Origin of the sequence: Nonomuraea candida (assembly GCF_000725485.1) — a bacterium.
Taxonomy (GTDB): domain Bacteria; phylum Actinomycetota; class Actinomycetes; order Streptosporangiales; family Streptosporangiaceae; genus Nonomuraea; species Nonomuraea candida.
Map to the genome: position 1 here is coordinate 303,259 of NZ_JOAG01000015.1, position 17,332 is coordinate 320,590.

General features: G+C 72.6%; 20 protein-coding genes. 14 read left to right on the forward strand and 6 right to left on the reverse strand.

Going from position 1 to position 17,332, the window contains the following annotated elements; all coding sequences use genetic code 11:
- Positions 1-56 precede the first annotated feature (56 nt).
- From IO39_RS16320 to cobF, 5 genes are all read left to right on the forward strand, one after another.
- Positions 57-1,139, forward strand: coding sequence for an iron-siderophore ABC transporter substrate-binding protein (locus IO39_RS16320; RefSeq protein WP_245641996.1), 1,083 nt, complete (start codon positions 57-59; stop codon positions 1,137-1,139).
- 116 nt (positions 1,140-1,255) lie between these two features.
- Positions 1,256-2,257: a FecCD family ABC transporter permease gene (locus IO39_RS16325; protein ID WP_052422966.1), complete on the forward strand. Its 1,002-nt coding sequence runs from the start codon at positions 1,256-1,258 to the stop codon at positions 2,255-2,257.
- A complete protein-coding gene (locus tag IO39_RS16330; RefSeq protein WP_043622881.1) occupies positions 2,254-3,315 on the forward strand; it encodes a FecCD family ABC transporter permease in 1,062 nt (353 codons plus the stop codon). Before IO39_RS16325 ends, IO39_RS16330 begins: the two co-directional genes overlap by 4 nt.
- Positions 3,312-4,136 (forward strand): ABC transporter ATP-binding protein, encoded by an 825-nt coding sequence (locus IO39_RS16335; RefSeq protein ID WP_043622884.1) that lies wholly within the window; start codon positions 3,312-3,314, stop codon positions 4,134-4,136. Before IO39_RS16330 ends, IO39_RS16335 begins: the two co-directional genes overlap by 4 nt.
- Positions 4,137-4,188: 52 nt before the next feature.
- Positions 4,189-4,968, forward strand: coding sequence for a precorrin-6A synthase (deacetylating) (gene cobF / locus IO39_RS16340; RefSeq protein ID WP_043622887.1), 780 nt, complete (start codon positions 4,189-4,191; stop codon positions 4,966-4,968).
- 27 nt (positions 4,969-4,995) lie between these two features.
- On the opposite strand, the gene IO39_RS16345 is transcribed toward cobF, so the two are convergent.
- The gene (locus tag IO39_RS16345) at positions 4,996-6,072 is read right to left on the reverse strand and encodes a serine hydrolase domain-containing protein (protein WP_211267038.1); all 1,077 of its coding nucleotides are present in this window, start codon (positions 6,070-6,072) and stop codon (positions 4,996-4,998) included.
- Positions 6,073-6,206: 134 nt separating this feature from the next.
- Positions 6,207-7,538, reverse strand: a complete 1,332-nt coding sequence (locus IO39_RS16350; RefSeq protein ID WP_043622890.1) for an aspartyl protease family protein — start codon at positions 7,536-7,538, stop codon at positions 6,207-6,209.
- A gap of 318 nt (positions 7,539-7,856) precedes the next feature.
- On the opposite strand from IO39_RS16350, the gene IO39_RS50685 reads away from it, so the two are divergent.
- The 4 genes from IO39_RS50685 (at position 7,857) to IO39_RS16370 (ending at position 11,516) form a co-directional block, all read left to right on the forward strand.
- The gene (locus tag IO39_RS50685) at positions 7,857-8,582 is read left to right on the forward strand and encodes a helix-turn-helix transcriptional regulator (RefSeq protein WP_052422967.1); all 726 of its coding nucleotides are present in this window, start codon (positions 7,857-7,859) and stop codon (positions 8,580-8,582) included.
- Positions 8,583-8,730: 148 nt separating this feature from the next.
- Entirely contained in the window at positions 8,731-9,351 is a 621-nt protein-coding gene (locus IO39_RS16360) for a hypothetical protein (RefSeq protein WP_052422968.1), read from the forward strand.
- A 60-nt stretch (positions 9,352-9,411) separates the two neighbouring features.
- Positions 9,412-10,875 carry a sensor histidine kinase gene (locus IO39_RS16365; protein WP_245641997.1) on the forward strand — a complete coding sequence of 488 codons (1,464 nt, stop codon included), beginning with the start codon at positions 9,412-9,414 and terminating at the stop codon, positions 10,873-10,875.
- Positions 10,839-11,516 carry a response regulator transcription factor gene (locus IO39_RS16370; protein ID WP_043622896.1) on the forward strand — a complete coding sequence of 226 codons (678 nt, stop codon included), beginning with the start codon at positions 10,839-10,841 and terminating at the stop codon, positions 11,514-11,516. The genes IO39_RS16365 and IO39_RS16370 overlap by 37 nt, the downstream gene beginning before the upstream one ends.
- A 150-nt stretch (positions 11,517-11,666) precedes the next feature.
- On the opposite strand, the gene IO39_RS16375 is transcribed toward IO39_RS16370, so the two are convergent.
- Positions 11,667-12,047, reverse strand: coding sequence for a histone-like nucleoid-structuring protein Lsr2 (locus tag IO39_RS16375; RefSeq protein ID WP_043622898.1), 381 nt, complete (start codon positions 12,045-12,047; stop codon positions 11,667-11,669).
- 237 nt (positions 12,048-12,284) lie between these two features.
- On the opposite strand from IO39_RS16375, the gene IO39_RS54450 reads away from it, so the two are divergent.
- On the forward strand, positions 12,285-12,434 hold the full coding sequence (locus IO39_RS54450) for a hypothetical protein (protein WP_157548408.1): 150 nt from the start codon (positions 12,285-12,287) through the stop codon (positions 12,432-12,434).
- A gap of 3 nt (positions 12,435-12,437) precedes the next feature.
- Here IO39_RS54450 and IO39_RS16380 read toward each other — a convergent pair whose 3' ends face one another.
- Positions 12,438-13,109, reverse strand: coding sequence for a TetR/AcrR family transcriptional regulator (locus IO39_RS16380; protein WP_043622901.1), 672 nt, complete (start codon positions 13,107-13,109; stop codon positions 12,438-12,440).
- A 94-nt stretch (positions 13,110-13,203) separates the two neighbouring features.
- On the opposite strand from IO39_RS16380, the gene IO39_RS16385 reads away from it, so the two are divergent.
- On the forward strand, positions 13,204-14,412 hold the full coding sequence (locus IO39_RS16385) for a cytochrome P450 (RefSeq protein ID WP_043622904.1): 1,209 nt from the start codon (positions 13,204-13,206) through the stop codon (positions 14,410-14,412).
- 132 nt (positions 14,413-14,544) lie between these two features.
- On the opposite strand, the gene IO39_RS16390 is transcribed toward IO39_RS16385, so the two are convergent.
- Together IO39_RS16390 and IO39_RS16395 are read right to left on the reverse strand one after the other, a co-directional pair.
- Complete coding sequence (locus IO39_RS16390; RefSeq protein WP_043622907.1) at positions 14,545-15,111, reverse strand: cysteine hydrolase family protein; 567 nt, start codon at positions 15,109-15,111, stop codon at positions 14,545-14,547.
- A gap of 94 nt (positions 15,112-15,205) precedes the next feature.
- Positions 15,206-15,895, reverse strand: coding sequence for a histidine kinase (locus IO39_RS16395; protein ID WP_084772948.1), 690 nt, complete (start codon positions 15,893-15,895; stop codon positions 15,206-15,208).
- Between the two features lie 38 nt (positions 15,896-15,933).
- Between IO39_RS16395 and IO39_RS16400 the strand changes: the two genes are divergently transcribed.
- The 3 genes from IO39_RS16400 (at position 15,934) to IO39_RS16410 (ending at position 17,282) form a co-directional block, all read left to right on the forward strand.
- Positions 15,934-16,239 (forward strand): pyridoxamine 5'-phosphate oxidase family protein, encoded by a 306-nt coding sequence (locus IO39_RS16400; RefSeq protein ID WP_052422969.1) that lies wholly within the window; start codon positions 15,934-15,936, stop codon positions 16,237-16,239.
- Between the two features lie 93 nt (positions 16,240-16,332).
- Complete coding sequence (locus IO39_RS50690) at positions 16,333-16,911, forward strand: DUF6230 family protein (RefSeq protein ID WP_157548411.1); 579 nt, start codon at positions 16,333-16,335, stop codon at positions 16,909-16,911.
- Positions 16,902-17,282 carry a DUF6114 domain-containing protein gene (locus IO39_RS16410; RefSeq protein ID WP_157548414.1) on the forward strand — a complete coding sequence of 127 codons (381 nt, stop codon included), beginning with the start codon at positions 16,902-16,904 and terminating at the stop codon, positions 17,280-17,282. The genes IO39_RS50690 and IO39_RS16410 overlap by 10 nt, the downstream gene beginning before the upstream one ends.
- The last annotated feature ends 50 nt before the right edge of the window (positions 17,283-17,332 follow it).

Here is a 17,332-nt window from a genome sequence, read left to right on the forward strand (position 1 = left end):
GCGCGATCCAGCCGTGCGAGGACCGGCACCGGCGGATCACGAAAGTGGAGCACGGATTGAAACGACCCCATCGCCTTCGCATCCTCGCCGTGGCGGCCGTCCTGCTGGGCCTCGCGGGCTGCGGCGGCTCGACGGGCGCCGCCCCGGAGACCAAGGCGGAGACCACGCCCGGGACCGCGACCGGCGCCACGGCCGCTCCCACGACCGGCGGCGCCGCCGCCTTCCCCATGACGATCAAGCACGCCCTGGGGACGACCACCATCGACAAGAAGCCCGAGCGGGTGGCCACCGTCAACTGGGCCAACCACGAGGCGCCGCTGGCGCTCGGCGTCGTCCCGGTCGGCATGGCCGCCGCGAACTTCGGCGACGACAACGGTGACGGGCTGCTGCCCTGGGTCGAGGAGCGCCTGAAGGAGCTGAAGGCGCCCAAGCCCGTGCTGTTCGACGAGACCGACGGCATCGACTTCGAGGCCGTGGCCGACACGCAGCCGGACGTGATCCTGGCCGCGTACTCGGGCCTGACCCAGCAGGACTACGACACGCTGAGCCAGATCGCCCCGACCGTGGCCTACCCGGAGGCCGCCTGGTCGACACCGTGGCGCGAGATCATCCGGCTGAACAGCAAGGCCATCGGCCTGGCCGCCGAGGGTGAGAAGCTCATCGGGGACATCGAGGGCGACATCAAGACGGTCGTCGCGAAGTACCCGCAGCTCCAGGGCAAGTCGATCATGTTCATGACACATGTCGACCCCAACGACGTGAGCGAGATCGGCTTCTACACCGCGCACGACACCCGCACGCTGTTCTTCGAGGACCTCGGGCTGAAGATCCCGGGCAGCATCGCCGAGGCGTCCAAGGGCACCGAGAAGTTCGCCCTGACGCGCAGCGCCGAGCAGATCGACGTGTTCGACGACGTGGACATCATCACCGGGTACGGCGGCGACAACGCCGACCTGCTCAACAAGATCCGCAAGGACCCGCTGCTGTCGAAGATCCCCGCCATCAAGCGCGGCTCGGTCTACCTCCTGCCCGACAGCAAGCCGCTCGGCACCGCCGCGAACCCGACCCCGCTGTCGATCTCGTGGGTGCTGGAGGACTACGTCAAGGCGCTGGCCGAGGCCGCGGACAAGGTGAAATGACCTCGGCCGACACCGAGACAGGCCCAGGGACCGGCCCGGGGACCGGCCCAGGGACAGGCCCGGGGACCGATCCGGGGACCGATCCGGGGACCGGGCGCGCGCCGGACGTCGCATTCGTGCGGCGTCCGGCGCGCGTCCGCCTGCTGTGGCTGCTCGCCACCGTCGTCGTCCTGGCCGCCACCATGGTCGCCTCCGTCGCCCTGGGCTCGCGCGACGTGGACTGGGCCGACGTCTGGGCCGCCCTCGGCGGCGCGGACGCCTCGCTGGAGCAGGCGGCGGTCGCCAAGCGGGTGCCGCGCACCCTGCTCGCGGTGCTCATCGGCGCCGCGCTGGGCCTGGCCGGCGGCGTCATGCAGGGCGTGACCCGCAACCCGCTGGCCGACCCGGGCATCCTGGGCGTCAACATGGGCGCCTCGCTCGCGGTGGTCGTCGCCGTCGCGTTCTTCGGGCTCGGCTCGCCGACCGGCTACGTCTGGGTGGCGATGGCGGGCGGCGCGCTGGCGGCGGTGTTTGTGTACGCCGTGGGGTCGCTCGGGCGCGGCGGCGCCACGCCGCTCAAGCTCGCGCTCGCCGGCGCGGCCACCTCGGCGGCGTTCGCGTCGCTGGTCAGCGCCGTCATCCTGCCCCGCAACGACATCGCGGGCGGCTTCCGGCTCTGGCAGATCGGCGGGGTCGGCGGCGCCTCGTACGAGCGCATCGGGCACATCCTGCCGTTCCTCGCCGTCGGCTTCGCCATCTGCCTGCTGTCGGCGCGCGGCCTGAACTCCCTCGCCCTCGGCGACGAGGTCGCGGCCGGGCTCGGCGAGCGGGTCGCCGTCATCCGGGCCGTGGCCGCGCTCGGCGCCGTCGTGCTCTGCGGCGCGGCGACGGCCGCCGCCGGGCCGATCGCCTTCGTCGGGCTCGTCGTCCCGCACGCGTGCCGCCTGCTCGTCGGCGTGGACCACCGCTGGCAGCTGCCGTTCTCCGCGCTGACCGGGGCGGCGCTGCTGACCGCGGCCGACGTGGTCGGCCGCATGGTGACGCGGCCCTCGGATGTCGAGGTGGGCATCGTGACCGCGCTGATCGGCGCGCCCTTCTTCATCCACATCGTCCGCCGTCAGAAGGTACGTGAGCTTTGAGCGCCCCCACCGTCACCCAGGACGCCGTCGAGAGCGTCGTACGGGCCGTCGCCCGTGGCCGCCGCCGGCGGTCCCTGCGCCGGCGGCTGATCATCACGACGCTGGCCGTGCTCGTCGTCGCCGCCTTCGCCGTGACGCTGATGGCCGGGCAGCGCTTCTACCCGCCCGGCGACGTGCTCCGCGTCATCCTCGGCGAGCAGGTCCCGGGGGCGTCCTTCACGGTCGGGCGGCTCCGGCTGCCGCGCGCCGTGCTGGCCGTGGTCGCCGGGTTCAGCTTCGGCCTGGCGGGCGTCACCTTCCAGACGATGCTCCGCAACCCGCTGGCCAGCCCCGACATCATCGGCATCAGCTCGGGGGCGAGCGCCGCGGCGGCCATCGCGATCGTGTCGCTGTCGCTCGGCGGCACCCAGGTGTCCGTCCTGGCCATCGTCTCCGCCCTGGCCGTCGCCCTGCTCGTCTACACGCTGGCCTTCAAGGATGGCGTCGTCGGCACCCGGCTCATCCTGATCGGCATCGGCATCGCCGCCATCCTGGACAGCGTCACCTCCTACGTCCTGTCGCGCGCGGGCGAGTGGGACCTCCAGGAGGCCATGCGCTGGCTGACCGGCAGCCTCAACGGCACGACGTGGGAACAGGTCCTGCCCGCCCTCGTCGCGCTCGTCGTCCTCACCCCCGTCCTGCTGGTCCGGGCGGGCGACCTGTCGGCGCTGCAGCTCGGCGACGACACCGCCTCCGCGCTCGGCGTCCGCGTCGAACGCACCCGTGTCGTGGTGATCGTGGCCGCCGTCGGCCTGATCGCCTTCGCCACGGCGGCGGCCGGCCCGATCGCGTTCGTGGCGTTCCTGTCCGGGCCCATCGCGGCCCGGATCCTCGGCGCGGGCGGCTCCCTGCTCGTGCCCTCCGGGCTGGTCGGCGCCCTGCTGGTGCTCGTCGCCGACTTCGCCGGCCAGTACGCCTTCGGCACCCGCTACCCGGTGGGCGTCGTCACCGGCGTGCTGGGGGCGCCGTACCTCGTCTATCTGATCGTCCGCACTCATCGGGCCGGAGGCTCGCTATGACCACCTCGCACTCCCTCGCGGCCGAGGGTCTCACCCTCGGCTACGGCGACCGCGTCGTCGTCGAGTCCCTCGACCTGGCCGTGCCGCCCGGCGAGATCACGGTCATCGTCGGCGCGAACGCCTGCGGGAAGTCGACGCTGCTGCGCTCGCTGTCGCGGCTGCTCACCCCGCGCGAGGGCCGGGTCGTGCTGGACGGCAAGCAGGTGCACCGCATGCCGGCCAAGGAGCTGGCCCGCACGCTCGGGCTGCTGCCCCAGTCGCCGGTCGCGCCCGAGGGCATCACCGTGCTCGACCTCGTCGGCCGCGGCCGCCACCCCCACCAGCGGCTCTTCTCCCGCTGGAACGGCAGGGACGACGCCGCGGTGGCGGCCGCCCTGGAGGCCACCCGGACGACGGAGCTGGCCGACCGCGCCGTGGACGAGCTGTCCGGCGGGCAGCGGCAGCGGGTGTGGATCGCCATGGCGCTGGCCCAGCAGACCGACCTGCTGCTCCTCGACGAGCCGACCACGTTCCTGGACGCCAGCCACCAGATCGAGGTGCTGGACCTGCTCACCGACCTGAACCGCGGCCGCGGCACCACCATCGTGATGGTCCTGCACGACCTCAACCTCGCCGCCCGCTACGCCGACCACCTCATCGCCCTGGCCGGCGGCCGCCTGCACGCCGCCGGCAGCCCGGCCGAGGTGCTCACCGAGGAGTGCGTCCGCGCCGTCTTCGGCCTCGACAGCCGCATCATCGAGGACCCCCTGACCGGCCGCCCGCTGATGCTCCCCATCGGCCGCCACCACATCCGCGCCGGCGCGCCCGAGCCGTCCCGCTGACCGCGCCGTCCCTGCGGGGGCGGGCCGGTGGCGCTCTGGCACACTCTTTCGGGTGAAGCGGCTACTCATCATCGGCATCGGCGCCGGCGACCCCGACCATCTGACCCTGGGGGCGGTCAAGGCGATCGCCGCGACCGACGTGTTCTTCATCGTCGACAAGGGCGAGGTCAAGCACGATCTCGTCCGGCTGCGGCTGGACCTGATCGCCGAGCACGGGCGGGCGCCGTACCGGATCGCGGAGGCGCGTGACCCGGAGCGCGACCGGGACGCCGCCGCGTACACCGCCGCCGTGGACGACTGGCGCTCGCGGCGGGCGCTGGCGTGCGAGGCGCTCATCCGCGACGAGCTGGCCGACGGGCAGACCGGGGCGTTCCTGGTGTGGGGCGACCCCGGCGTGTACGACAGCACGCTGGCCATCGTCGAGGAGATCCTCGACCGGGGGAACGTGACGTTCGACTACGAGGTCGTCCCCGGCGTCAGCAGCGTGGCCGCGCTCACGGCCGCCCACCGCACCAGCCTCACCCGGGTCGGCCGGCCCGTGCACCTCACCACCGGCCGCCGCCTGGCCGAGCACGGCCCCACGGCCGACGACGTGGTGGTCATGCTCGACGCGCACTGCTCGTTCGCCGGTCTCGACGACTACTCCATCCACTGGGGCGCCTACCTGGGCACGCCCGACGAGCTCCTGGTGTCGGGGCCGGTCTCCGAGGTCGGGGAGCGCATCCGCGAGCTGCGCGCCGAGGCCAGGGCCCGCAAGGGCTGGATCATGGACACGTACCTGCTGCGCCGCACGGCGCCGGAGGATCCCGGCGCCGCCGGCGCGTTCGGCTGACGGCCACGAGGCCGGAGCCGGTCGCCGCTACCCGGCGGCGAGGCGGGTGATGAGGTCGCGTTCCTTGTCGACGAGAGGCTGGACGGGGGTGTCGTAGTTGCTGAGGACCACGGCGATCCAGTCCAGGCCGGGGTAGATGTCGATGTTGGTCGATCGGCCGGGGCCGCTGCCGGAGTGCCCGAGGATGCGCCGGCCGCCGAGGATGGTCTCGCGGAAGCCGTATCCGTACAACCGGCACAGGCCCGCGGTCACGGGTGGGTCGGCCGGACCGAGGACCACCTTGCCACCGGTGAACAGCTCGGTGAACGCCTCGCTCATGAGCTCGCCCGCGTGCAGCGCCCTGACGAAGGCGAGCAGGTCGGGAGCGCTGGCGTAAACGCCCTCGGCGGGGCCGCCGACGAATCCGAAGTGCTCGGTGGCGGTGAAGTCGGCACGCTCTCCCGATTTCTGGGTGTAGTAGGGGCGCGCGATGCCGCGGTCGGCCAGGACCTGCGGCCGGGTGTAGAGGCCGGAGCGCTTCATGCCGGCCGCACCGAGCACGTGGCGGCGCACGTAGTCGTGATACGTCTGGCGGGAGGCGGCCGCCACGAGAGCTCCCAGCATGAAATATCCGGAGTTGCTGTATTTGTACCGGGTGCCGGGCACCGGATCCGGCTGCTGTTCCATCTCGCGGATGATGGCCATGACGCCGTCCATCATCTCGCCGGCGCTGGTCCAGTTCTTGATGCCCTCGGAGAAGTCCGGCGAGGCCGGGTAGTGGCCCATGCCGGCGGTGTGGGTCAGCAACTGGTGGACGGTGACCCGCTTGGCCGCCTCCGAGAAGCCGTCGAGATACGCGCCCAGCGTCTCGTGCAGGTGCAGCTTGCCGTCCTCGACGAGCTGTCCCACGGCCACGGCGGTGAAGATCTTGGTCACCGAGGCGAGGCCGAAGACGGTGGAGCGGCCGTTGCGGATCGATCGGGACGCGTCCGCCATGCCGTAGGACCGGGTGAGCACCGGATCACCCCGGTGCGCGAGCAGGACGGTCCCGGAGAACTGATCCTGCTCGGCGCGGCGCGCCAGATACTCGTCGAACTCTCCGCCGGGCAGCAGTTCCTCGGGCACGCGCCCTGCCCGGGCCGCAGTGGCGGCGGTGGCGGGACCTGCGAGCACACCGCCCCCGGCCAGAGAGGCGGTGCCCAGCAGGGCGAGAGCGGAACGGGTGTGCGGGTTCGTGCCATGCCATGGTTTGCGCCTTCCTAGTGGCCGTCCGGGTCCATGGTGTCTCCGGTGACGTACAGGTTCATGTGGGCGTAGTCGAAGGTGATGGCGAACGGTTCGAAGAACTCGTGGGTGAAGTTGGCGATCGTGTCGAATCTCATCCCGGCACCGACCTTGGGATTCTCGTTCGCGTACCCCTTGATCCGCCGCCGCGTCGCCTTGCCGAGACTGCTCCGCTCCGGCGCGATGGGATAACGCACCCCGCCCCTGGTCTCCTCCGGCTCGCCGAGCGCGATCCCGGCGCGCTCGGCGAAGGCGATGGAGGTGCCGATGCCCCGGCCGGGGCCGCCGGTGTCGAACGTGACGACCCGGGGCCCCAAGTCGCCGAGCGAGCCCAGCGTGCAGGGGAAGTGGTCCTTGGCGAGCCACAACGGCAGGACGTCGCCCTTCGACCGAGCGGCCTCGGCACGGAAGCGCCGCAGGTTCGCGTCAGTCTTGCGACGCAGGACGAACTGTCCGCGGGCGTAGTCCATGGTGGTCAGGAAGTGGTAGAACAGCACGGTTCCGAGGGTGCCCTGCGGCTCGGACCCGTCGGGCAGTTTCGGTCGCTCGGCGTTGTTCCAGTGCACCGGGACGTTGCGCATCTCGATGTCCCCGACCCGCACCGACCTCGCGATGCCGTGGTACATCTCGTATTCCTGGTCCTCGACCCGCCCGACGCTCGTGGAGATCACCTCCAGCCCGGCGTCCATGGCGACCTGCTCGGTGAAGCCCGCCGTGGTCGCGCCGGTGTCGAGCAGGAAAGTCGTCGGCGGTCGGCCGTTGACGGAGACCCGCAGATGCGGCAGCGGATCGATGCCCAGCAGCGGCACCCGGGTGCTCTGCGGGCCGTGCACCTGCCACGGCCCGCCCTCGATGCGCTCGTAGAGGGTGGCGTACGCCGCGTGGGTGGCGTTCCCCGTCTCCCGCAACCACGGAATCGCCTCGCGCAGCCGGTCCTGGCGGACGTAGCAGTCCGCCAGCTGATACAGGTAGAACGGATCGGGTCGGAGCGTGACGGAACGCTTGAGGAACTTCTCGGCGTCGGCGAACCGGTTGGACAGCAGGGCTATGTAGCCAATCTGCGCCGCGGCGTGCGCGTTGCCATCGTCTTCCTCCAGCAGCCGCCGGTAGCCCCGCTCGGCCCGCCTGAACTCCCCGTCCTTGAACAGCTGGTCGGGGTCGGTGGCGGACGACGGTGCGGTGGTGGCCCCGGCGGTCGCACCGCCCGCGCCCAGCAGCGGCAGCACCGTTCCCGCTCCGGCCGCCAGCCCCGCGAGCCGCAGGAACTCCCGGCGATCCGGCTCTCGGGAAACTCTCTCTTCGTACACGGTCGACTCCTTTTCGAGGTCGTCGGGGATCGGCCCCGCCCGCTCGGCTCTCGATCGGGGCCGTCGCCGGGCGAAGGTCCGGGCAAGCCGGGCCAGTACACCACCGCCGTTGTTTCCTCGGTGTTGCCGCCCGCCGCCGCACGGGGGAACGGCGGGCGACAAGTGCTGGCGGGTGCCTGCCCTGCCGTCGAGCGGACGGGCACCGGATCTCGCTCTCCTTCGACGACCACGTACGGGGCCGCGCCGCAGGCCCGGTTCCGAAGGTCCGTTCGACTAAACTGGGCCCGGTCGCCGGCCTGATCTGCGTGAGGGGAGCCCGTGGAGGAGAGCGCGTCGCTGGCCCGGCTCACCCGCCGGTTGGAAGAGGTGGTCAGCGAGCTGCGCGGGCTCCCCGTGGACGTCGAGCGGGTGGAGGACCGCCGGGACATCCGGAGCCGGATCGCGCAGGTCGTCGAGTCGTCCGCCGAGCTGCGCGCCATGCAACCGGTGGGCTCCACCGACACGGGCAGCGAGGAGCACCGGAGCAGGGGCGCCGTGCTCGACGCGCTGCGGCGCGGCATGACGATGCGCACGATCGTGCACACCAGCGTGCTCGGCGACCCGCTCAAGTCGGCCCGCATCAGGCAGCTGCACGCCGCCGGCGACCTGCACCGGGTCGTCGACGAGCCGATGCAGCAGCTGCTCGTCTTCGACCGCACGGTGGCGTTCCTGAGCCCCACGCCCGTGCCGGGCTCGCCGGGAGCCCTGGTGATCAGGCAGCAGGGCCTGATCACCGCCCTGATCGACCTGTTCGAGCAGACCTGGGCCAGGGCCAGGGAGGTCACCGAGCCCACGCACGAGCTGACCGCGCGGGAGCGCGAGGTGCTCGCGCTGATCGCCGAGGGGCGCTCCAACAGCGCGGTCGCCCGCGCCCTGTCGATCACGGAGGCGGCCGTCGGCAAACACGTGGCCGGCGTGTTCGCCAAGCTCGGCATCCCGGCCACGGCCGACGACAACCGCCGGGTGCTGGCGGTGCTCGCCTACCTGCGCGGCACGGCCAGGTAGCCGGGCCTCGCGCGCCCGGCACGCTCCACCCGGGGTGGTCCCGGCCGTCCGCACGGCGCCGCCGGGTAGTGCCAGCCCCACCTCGATGTCGTACCAGGGCCCGTGTGGCGGCGGCTGCCGGCACGCTTGAATGATCACCATGCAACGTATGACAGGGTTACTCGTCGGCGCGGTCTTCGGCGCCGTCTTCGTCGTGGTCAACGCGCACGAGCCGCTGAACTCCGTGGTCGCGGTCGTGCTCAAGGTGCTCGCCGTGCTGCTGGCCGTGGCCTTCACCGCCATGTGGTTCACCGCCGCCCGCGCGGACCGCATCGCCGCCGCGCGGCACGCGGGCTCCCCGGGGGGCTCCCCGGCGGGCTCCCCAGTGGACTCCACAGCGGACTCCACAGCGGACTCCACAGTGTCCCCGCCTCCGGGCATGTACGGCCGGGGCTATCTCGCGGTGGTCGCCGCCGAGGTGATCCTGCTGTTCGGCGGCCTGCGGCTGCTGGCCGCCTGGGAGGTGCCCGAGCAGGCGAACGTGGCGTGGGTGGCGTTCGTGGTGGGGGTGCACTTCGTCGCGCTGGCGCCGATCTGGAAGGAGTGGGCCATCGCCGTGCCCGGCGCGCTCCTCACCCTGCTCGGCGTGGCGGGGTTCGCGCTGGCGTGGTCGTCCGCGGCGGAGTGGGTGCCGATCCTCAGCGGGGTGCTGTCCGGGGTGGTGCTCCTGGCGGGCAGCGTGACCGGCGGCCGGCTGATCATGGCGACGCCGAAGGGACGGCCCGCGTAGCCGGCCGAAGGTGGGTCTGGCCCTACCGCCCTCCTCTCGCGAACAGGGCAGACTTCATCTGTGACCCGGACCCGACCCGATCCCCTCGACCCAGCACGAACGGCCGCGCGAACGCCGCCTGCGGACGCGGCGGAGAGCCCGCGGGCCCGCCCGGCCGAGGTCGCGCCGGCCCGTCTCCCCGGGGCCGCGAAGGCGCGGCTGGGGTCGTTCGCGAGGGGCATGCTGGCGGGGCTGGTGGCGCTCGTCGTGAGCGCCGTCACCGGCCTGGCCGCGTTCGTCCTGCTCGTCCTGATCACCCTGCTCGCGCCGGTGCGGGCTGCCGCCGCGCTCCTGCCGGCCAACGGCGGCGGGCCGCTCTTCCGGCTGCGCGCACCCGCCCGCCGGCTGGCCGCCTGGCCGTACGGGCCCGCCCGCCGGCTGGCCGCGTACCGGCGCCGCTGGGCGGAGCACGTCCCGGACACCCGGCGCCCGCCCCCGGGCCAGACGCGAGACCCCGGCACCCGGCGACCGGCCTCGGACGCCGCGTGGGACCCCGGCATCCCGGAGCCGGTCCGGGAGCCGAGCAGGCGGCGGCTGGTGGTGTGGCTGGGGGTGCACAGCCTGGCGGGGCCTGCCCCGGTGGCGGCGGTGTGGGGGCTGATGACCGCGCTGCACTACGTCCTGTTCCGGCTGCACCCGCTGGAGCGCAGCACGCTGAACACGTTCGCGCTCAGCACGTCCATCGTGGCCCTCGCGGTGGTCGTCCTCGTCTCCGTCCTCCTGTTCCGCATCGGCCAGGCCAGGCTGACCCGGGCCCTGCTCGACCCGCCGCCCGCCCCCGAGGCCCGGATCAGGGAGCTGACCGCCTCGCGGGCCGCGCTGGTGGACGCGCGCGAGGCCGAGCTGCGCCGCATCGAGCGGGACCTGCACGACGGCGCGCAGGCCAAGCTGATCGCCATCCGCATGCAGCTGGGGCTGGCCCGCGGCTGCCCCGACCCCGGCGAGACCCTGCGCCTGATCGACGAGGCGCGGGAGGTGGCCGGCCAGGCGCTGACGGAGCTGCGTGACCTCGTGCGCGGCATCCATCCCCCGGTGCTGGCCGACCGCGGCCTGACCGGCGCGATCGAGGCGTCGGCGCTGCTGTGCCCGATGCCGGTCGAGCTCGACCTCGACCTGCCGGGCCGCCCGCAGCCGCCGGTCGAGTCGGCCGTGTACTTCGCCGTCGCCGAGGCGCTGACCAACGTGACCAAGCACAGCGGCGCCTCCCGCGCCTGGGTGCGGCTGCGGCACACGGCCGGCGTGCTGCGCCTGACCGTCGGCGACGACGGCCGCGGCGGCGCCCGCATCGCCGGCAGCACGCGGGGTGCGTCAGGTGCGAGCGACGGCGCCCGCGCGAGCGGGGGCGGCAGCGGGCTGCGCGGGATCGAGAGCCGCCTGTCCGCCTTCGACGGCTCGCTCACCGTGAGCAGCCCGCCCGGCGGGCCGACCGAACTGACCATGGAGGTGCCGTGCGCGTTGTCATCGCCGAAGATCTCGCCCTGCTGAGGGACGGGCTGGTCCGCCTGCTGTCGGCGCACGGCTTCACGGTGGTGGAGGCGGTCGACAACGGCCCCATGCTGCTGCGCGCGCTGCTCGCGCACCGTCCCGACGTGGCCGTGGTGGACGTGCGGCTGCCGCCCGGCTTCGCCGACGAGGGCCTGCGCGCCGCGCTGGAGGCCCGCGGCCGGGTGCCCGGCCTGCCCGTGCTGATCCTCTCCCAGTACGTGGAGCAGCTCTACGCCAGGGAGTTGCTGTCGGACCGCTCGGGCGGGGTCGGGTACCTGCTGAAGGACCGGGTGGGTGACGTGGACCGGTTCGTCGAGGCGGTCCGCCAGGTGGCGGCGGGCGGCACCGCGATGGACCCCGAGGTGGTCACCCAGCTGCTGACCCGGCGGGGCAGGGACGAGCCGCTGGCCACGCTGACCCCGCGCGAGCGCGAGGTGCTCGAACTGATGGCCGAGGGCCTGTCCAACCTGGCCATCGCCGCCCGCTTCCAGGTCACGGACAAGGCGATCGGCAAACACACGAACAACATCTTCGCCAAGCTCGGCCTGCCCCCGTCCGACGACCACAACCGCCGGGTCATGGCGGTCCTGGCCTACCTTCAGGCCACCCCCGCCCCGCCCGGCGGCCGTGGCGGGCCGTGAGCCGGAGCCGCGCAGGAAAGGCCGAGCGTATGGGCCCCGGCGGGCCCGGGAAGCCGGGAAGGGCGTCCTTTGAAAACGGGCCGGGCACTTTATTCGGGGCCCGGCCGGCCGCCGGCAATCGCCCGTGTCACGAGCAAGAGGAAAGGCCCATTACACGACGGGCCTTTCCCCGGCTTTCTCGTGGGCGGCGTCGTACTGCTGGATCACCGTGGCGGCGATGCGGCCCCGCTCACTGACCGGCAGACCGTGCGCCTTCGCCCACTGCCGGATTTCCTGATTCTTCTCCTTGCTCATCGCCCGCGTCGCACCGCCGGCCGCGCGCCGGGCGCGCGAGCGTGTCACCGGGGGCGCGCCGTCGCGCCGGGCCTTGGCGATGAACGGCGCCAGGGCCGCACGCAGCCGGTCTTCGTTCTCGGGCGTGAGATCCATGATGAACCGGTCACCCTTGATGCTGAAAGAGACGGGGTTCTCCGCCTCCATCGGAGAGCCGTCGAAGTCATCCGTGATCGTCTCAATGAGCCTCCTGGCCATGCTGGAACTCCAATTCATCCGTAATCCTGACGGGATTCGCCGACATTTCCTGAGCGTGGACGGGGCGGACCAGCATGAGTTCGCCGGAGCCATTCTACCTAAATGATTATCGCCACCGGAAGATCGGTCCAGTCCTTTTCAGCGGATACCCGGGGCGGCACTTTCGGTTACGCCATTACCGTCGTTTCGACCGCTCGGCCCCTGTGACGAATGCCGCGGGGCGCGTAATTTGCCGTCATGCCGAGGAGATCACGCGGGGCCGAGGTCATCGAGGCCCGCGTCCGGGGCGGCATCCACACCCGGCCGGCGGACCTGGCGGGCGCGGAGATCGGCCGGAACGTCGCCGCCTACGTGGTCGCCCGCCACTTCAGGCCGAGCGCGCCCTGACCCTCAGGCGTCCTCCCGGTAGAGGGCCATGAGGAGGGGCCGGGTCAGGTCGGCCATCTCGGCCGGCGAGCGCGGGCAGCCGCGATTGAGCCAGTCGGTGGCCACGCCGAGCAGCGCCCCCGCGGTGAACGCGGCCGTCACGTCATGCGGGGTCTCGTCCGCCGCGCCGTCTGCGGCGCCGCCCGCCGCGTTGCCCGCCGTCTCGTCCACCGTCTCGTCCACCGTCTCGTCCACCGCGTCGTCCGCCGCCGGACCGGCCGTGGCGCCGCGGCGGGCGCCGAGGTAGGTGGCCACGGTGGCGCGGTGGCGGACGTGGTCGATGACGCGCGCGCTCCCCTGCGGCCCCAGCACGCCGCGGTAGAGGCCGGCGTGCTCGGCGAGGTGGGCGAAGAAGGTCAGCAGGGTGTCGCGCGCGGCCTCGGACAACGCGCCCGCGGGCTCGGGAATGGACTCGATCAGCTCGTCGATCATCGCGGTGCAGGCGGCCTCGGCCAGCTCGTGCACGTCGCGATAGTGGTCGTAGAACGTGGAGCGACTCACCCCGGCGCGCTCGGCGACGTCGGCCACGCTGATCCTGGACAGCTCCCGGTCCTGCACCAGCTCGATGAGGATGGCCCGCAGCGCCGCCTGGGTGCGCCGCACCCGGGGATCGACCTGCTCTCTCGTTGTCACCACGGGCTTCAGTGTAACGTCTCGTACAGATGCAGGTTAGGCTACACATGTACGGAAGCTGTGCCGATCGGACGACCACGCCGAATGGGGAAAGCCCTTGACCACTGACTCCGCCGCGACCCTCCAGACCACGCGCAGCTGCCCGTTCGCCCCGCCGGAGCAGCACCTGCGGTTCCTGCGCGAGCAGCCGGTCGCCAAGGTCACCCTGCCGACGGGCAGCGAGGCCTGGGTGACCGCCCGCTACGAGGACATCCGCACGGTGCTGAGCGACCCGCGCTTCAGCGCCAACCGCCGCCACCCGGCCGCGCCCCGCCTGACGGGCGGGCCGGAGGGTCCGGACGCCGCCTCGCCGCTGCCGAGGATGATGCTGGAGATGGACCCGCCGGAGCACGGCCCGGTCCGCCGCGCGGTGCTCGGGGAGTTCACCGTCCGCCGCATCGCGGCGCTGCGCCCGCGCATCCAGCAGATCGTGGACGAGCACATCGACGCCATGCTCGCCGGCCCGCGCCCGGCCGACCTGGTGCGCGGCCTGGCCCTGCCGGTGCCGTCGCTGGTGATCTGCGAGCTGCTCGGGGTGCCGTACGACGACCACGACTTCTTCCAGGTCAACTCCGCCAAGCTGCTCGACCGGACGGCCACCGAGCAGGAACGGCAGCACGCCGTCCTGGAGCTGGCCGTCTACCTGGACAAGCTGATCAAGATCAAGGAGCGGGAGCCCACCGAGGACCTGCTCGGCCGCCAGATCGTCAAGCAGCGCGAGAACGGCGGCGCCGACCACTCCGCGCTGATCAGCATGGCGTTCCTGCTGCTCATCGCCGGGCACGAGACCACGGCGAACATGATCTCGCTGGGCACGTACATGCTGCTGCGGCACCCCGAGTCGCTGGCCGCGCTGCGCGCGGACCCGGGCAAGACCGAGAACGCGGTCGAGGAGCTGCTGCGGTACTTCACCATCGCCGAGCTGGCCATGGCGCGGGTGACCCTGGAGGACGTGGAGCTGGGCGGCACCGTCATCCCGGCGGGGTCGGGCGTGCTCATGCTGGCCAACGCCGGCAACCGCGACCCCGAGGTGTACGAGGACCCCGAGCGGTTCGACATCGACCGGGGCGCCCGCAACCACCTGGCCTTCGGCTACGGCCCGCACCAGTGCCTGGGCCAGAACCTCGCCCGGGTGGAGCTGGAGATCGTCTTCGAGACCCTGATCCGGCGCGTCCCCGGCCTGCGACTGGCCGTCCCCGCCGACCAGCTCACGTTCAAGGAGGAGTCCACGGTGTACGGCATGCACGAGCTGCCCGTCACCTGGTGACCTCGGAGGGCACGGCGACACCGGTTCGCCGTGCCCGCAGCGCGGCGCCCGATCAGAGCGCGGCGCCGCGCCCGATCGGGACCCGGGCGGCCGGTCAGGACCCCGGCGTGCGGTCAGGACCCCGGCGGCCGGTCAGGACATGACGGCGTCGCGGAAGTCGACGTCCTTCGTCTCGATCGTGCCGGCCGTGCGGCCGGGCGCCGACTGGAAGCGCCAGTAGAGGTTGGTGTGCGCGATGACCTGCTCGGGCGCGGGCGCGCCCCACGCCGTCAGGTCCTCGGTGGTGTGCGCGTCGCTGACGAGCAGCGCGTCGTATCCCCTGGTGAACGCGCCGTGCAGGGTCGAGCGCACGCAGACGTCGGTCTGCGCGCCGGCGACCACGAGCCGCCCGACCCCGAGCTCGTCCAGCACGCTTTCGAGCGTGGTGGCCTCGAAGGAGTCGCCGTACAGCTTCTCCACGATCGGCTCGCCGGCGGCGGGGCTCAGCTCCGGGACGATCTGCCACGCCCGGCCGCCCTTCGGCAGCTCCTCGTCGGAGTGCTGGACCCAGACGACGGGCACCCGCTCCTGACGTGCCTTCTCGACGAGGCTGCGCACGTTGGCAACCACCGCGTCACGGTCGTGGGTCGTCGCGACGATGCCGTTCTGCACGTCGATGACGAGCAGCGCGGTGTTCGGCCGGTTCTCGAGTGTCGTCACGTCTCCCCCTTGATGTGCACGGATGTCACGTTTGCACCGACCGTACACCCGGTCTCCGGCCGGGCGGGCCGCGTCCGGGACCGGGGGCGGCGGCTCAGGACCCCGCCGGGACCTGGAGCGGAACCTCCCAGCACAGCCGGGTGCCGCCGCTCTCCGGCGTCTCGACGCGCGCGGCGCCGCCCAGCCGCTGCGCCCGCTCCTCGATGTTGCGCAGCCCGCTGCGGCGCCCCGCCTCCCGGACCCCGACGCCGTCGTCCGTCACCACCAGGGCCAGCCGGCCGCCGGCGACCTCGACCGAGACGTCCGCGCGGCCCGCGCGGGAGTGGCGCACCACGTTCGACAGGGCCTCGCGCAACACGGCCAGCAGGTGCTCGACGACCGGCTCCGGCACCAGCGTGTCGATCTGGCCCTCCACGCGCAGGCCGGGCATGAAGCCGAGGTGGCTGCCCGTGCCCTCCACCAGGCTCACGATCTGCCCGCGCGGGCTCGGCGCGACGTCGTCGTGCGGGCCCTGCAGCGCGAAGATGGACGAGCGGATCTGCCGGATCGTCTCGTCCAGCTCGTCGATCGCGTGCTGCAGCCGCTTGGACGCCTGCGGATGGTCCACCAGCCGGACCGTGCTCATCAGCGTCATGGCCGTGGCGAACAACCGCTGGATCACCACGTCGTGCAGGTCCTTGGCGATGCGGTCGCGGTCTTCCAGCAGGCCGAGCCGCTCGGCGTCCCTGCGCGCCTCGGCCAGCTCCAGCGCCAGCGCCGCCTGGCCCGCGAACGCCTGCAACATCTGCCGGTCGGCCCCGCTGAACGCCCGCGATCCGGCCGGTGAACCACCTCGTCTCGGACGGGCAGATCATCATCCGCTCCAACCCCGGCACGATCGTCAGCGCCCACGTGGCGGCGGCGGAGTCGGTCGTGGCCTACGAGGCCGACGAGCTGGACGGCCACGCCCACCTGGGGTGGAGCGTGATCATCACAGGCGTGGCGCGGCTCGTGACCGATCCGCGGGAGACGGCCAGGTTCAAGGCGCTGCTGCGCCCGTGGGTGGCGGGCGAGATGGACCAGGTGATCCGCATCCAGCCGGAGATCGTCACCGGCTTCACGCTCGTGCCCGTCGCCGCCACGGCCTGACGCGCCGCCCGGCCCGCTCCCCGCTTTGACAGTACCCATGCCATTACTTTGCGTTATGGTTGCTCGCACAGAGCAAAGGTGGCGTGGGGTCGCATGAGGTGGAAGCGGTTCTGGTTGATGCTGGCGCCCTCGCTTGCCGCGCTGGCCGTCCTGGCGGCCGGGATGGCGCAGGGCGCGGTGCCGGCCTCGTTCGCGGTGTCCGGGCGGCAGATGAAGGTGTCGGCCACCACGCTGTCGGGGCGGGGCGTGGGAATAGTCCCCGGCGTGGTGCGGTCGATCGACGGGCGCCCCCATGTGGTGCTGCATCTGTCCCTGCGCACCGCGCGGGTGTACGGGCTGTGCCAGTCGGCCGAGGTGGACACCCCGCTGGGGCCGTTCACGGTGCGGCTCGGCGCACGGGATCGCGAGAAGCCGTCACAGGTCGGCCGGCTCGGCATCTCGGCCACCTCCTTGAACGCCGACGTGGACCTCGGCTCGGTCGTCCTCAACCGTGACGCCGGAATGCTGGGCGGCGGAAACGTCCCGGAAGGCGAGCGGGGCGACTACGGAGTGGAAGTGCTGACGTTCTCCGCGCGAAACGTCGCCGCGGACGCCTGGATGGTGATGGGAGGGTCGTTCCTGGTGGACGGTTTGAGCGTGGAGATCGGCCGGGACGTTCGGCCGTGCTTCTGAGCGTTCGGCGCCTGCTGGCCAGGTCACGGGATGCGGCGGCGGCCTGGACGGGGCGGCGGCCGTTCTGGGCCGGAGGATTGCTGATCGCCTCCGGAGCCGAGATCGCGCTGATTCCGGTGATCGGCACAGGGGTGATCATCCATACCGGCGTGGGCGGTTACGCGGGCTTTCTGCTGGGCTTCTTCCTCGCCGCCATGGGCGCGGGGTTGTGGTTCGCACCCGAGCAGCGCTTCGTCCTCGCGGTGCTGTCCGTCATGGCGGCGCTCTCGGCGTTCGTGCTGTCGAACCTGGGCGGCTTCCTGGTGGGCTCGCTGCTGGCCATCGGGGGCGCGTCGCTGGGCTTCGCCTGGATGCCGCGAGAGCCCCGGTGACAAGGGCGGCCTGAGGCCGGGCCTGTGCCGCCAGCGCCCGCCCGCGCAGT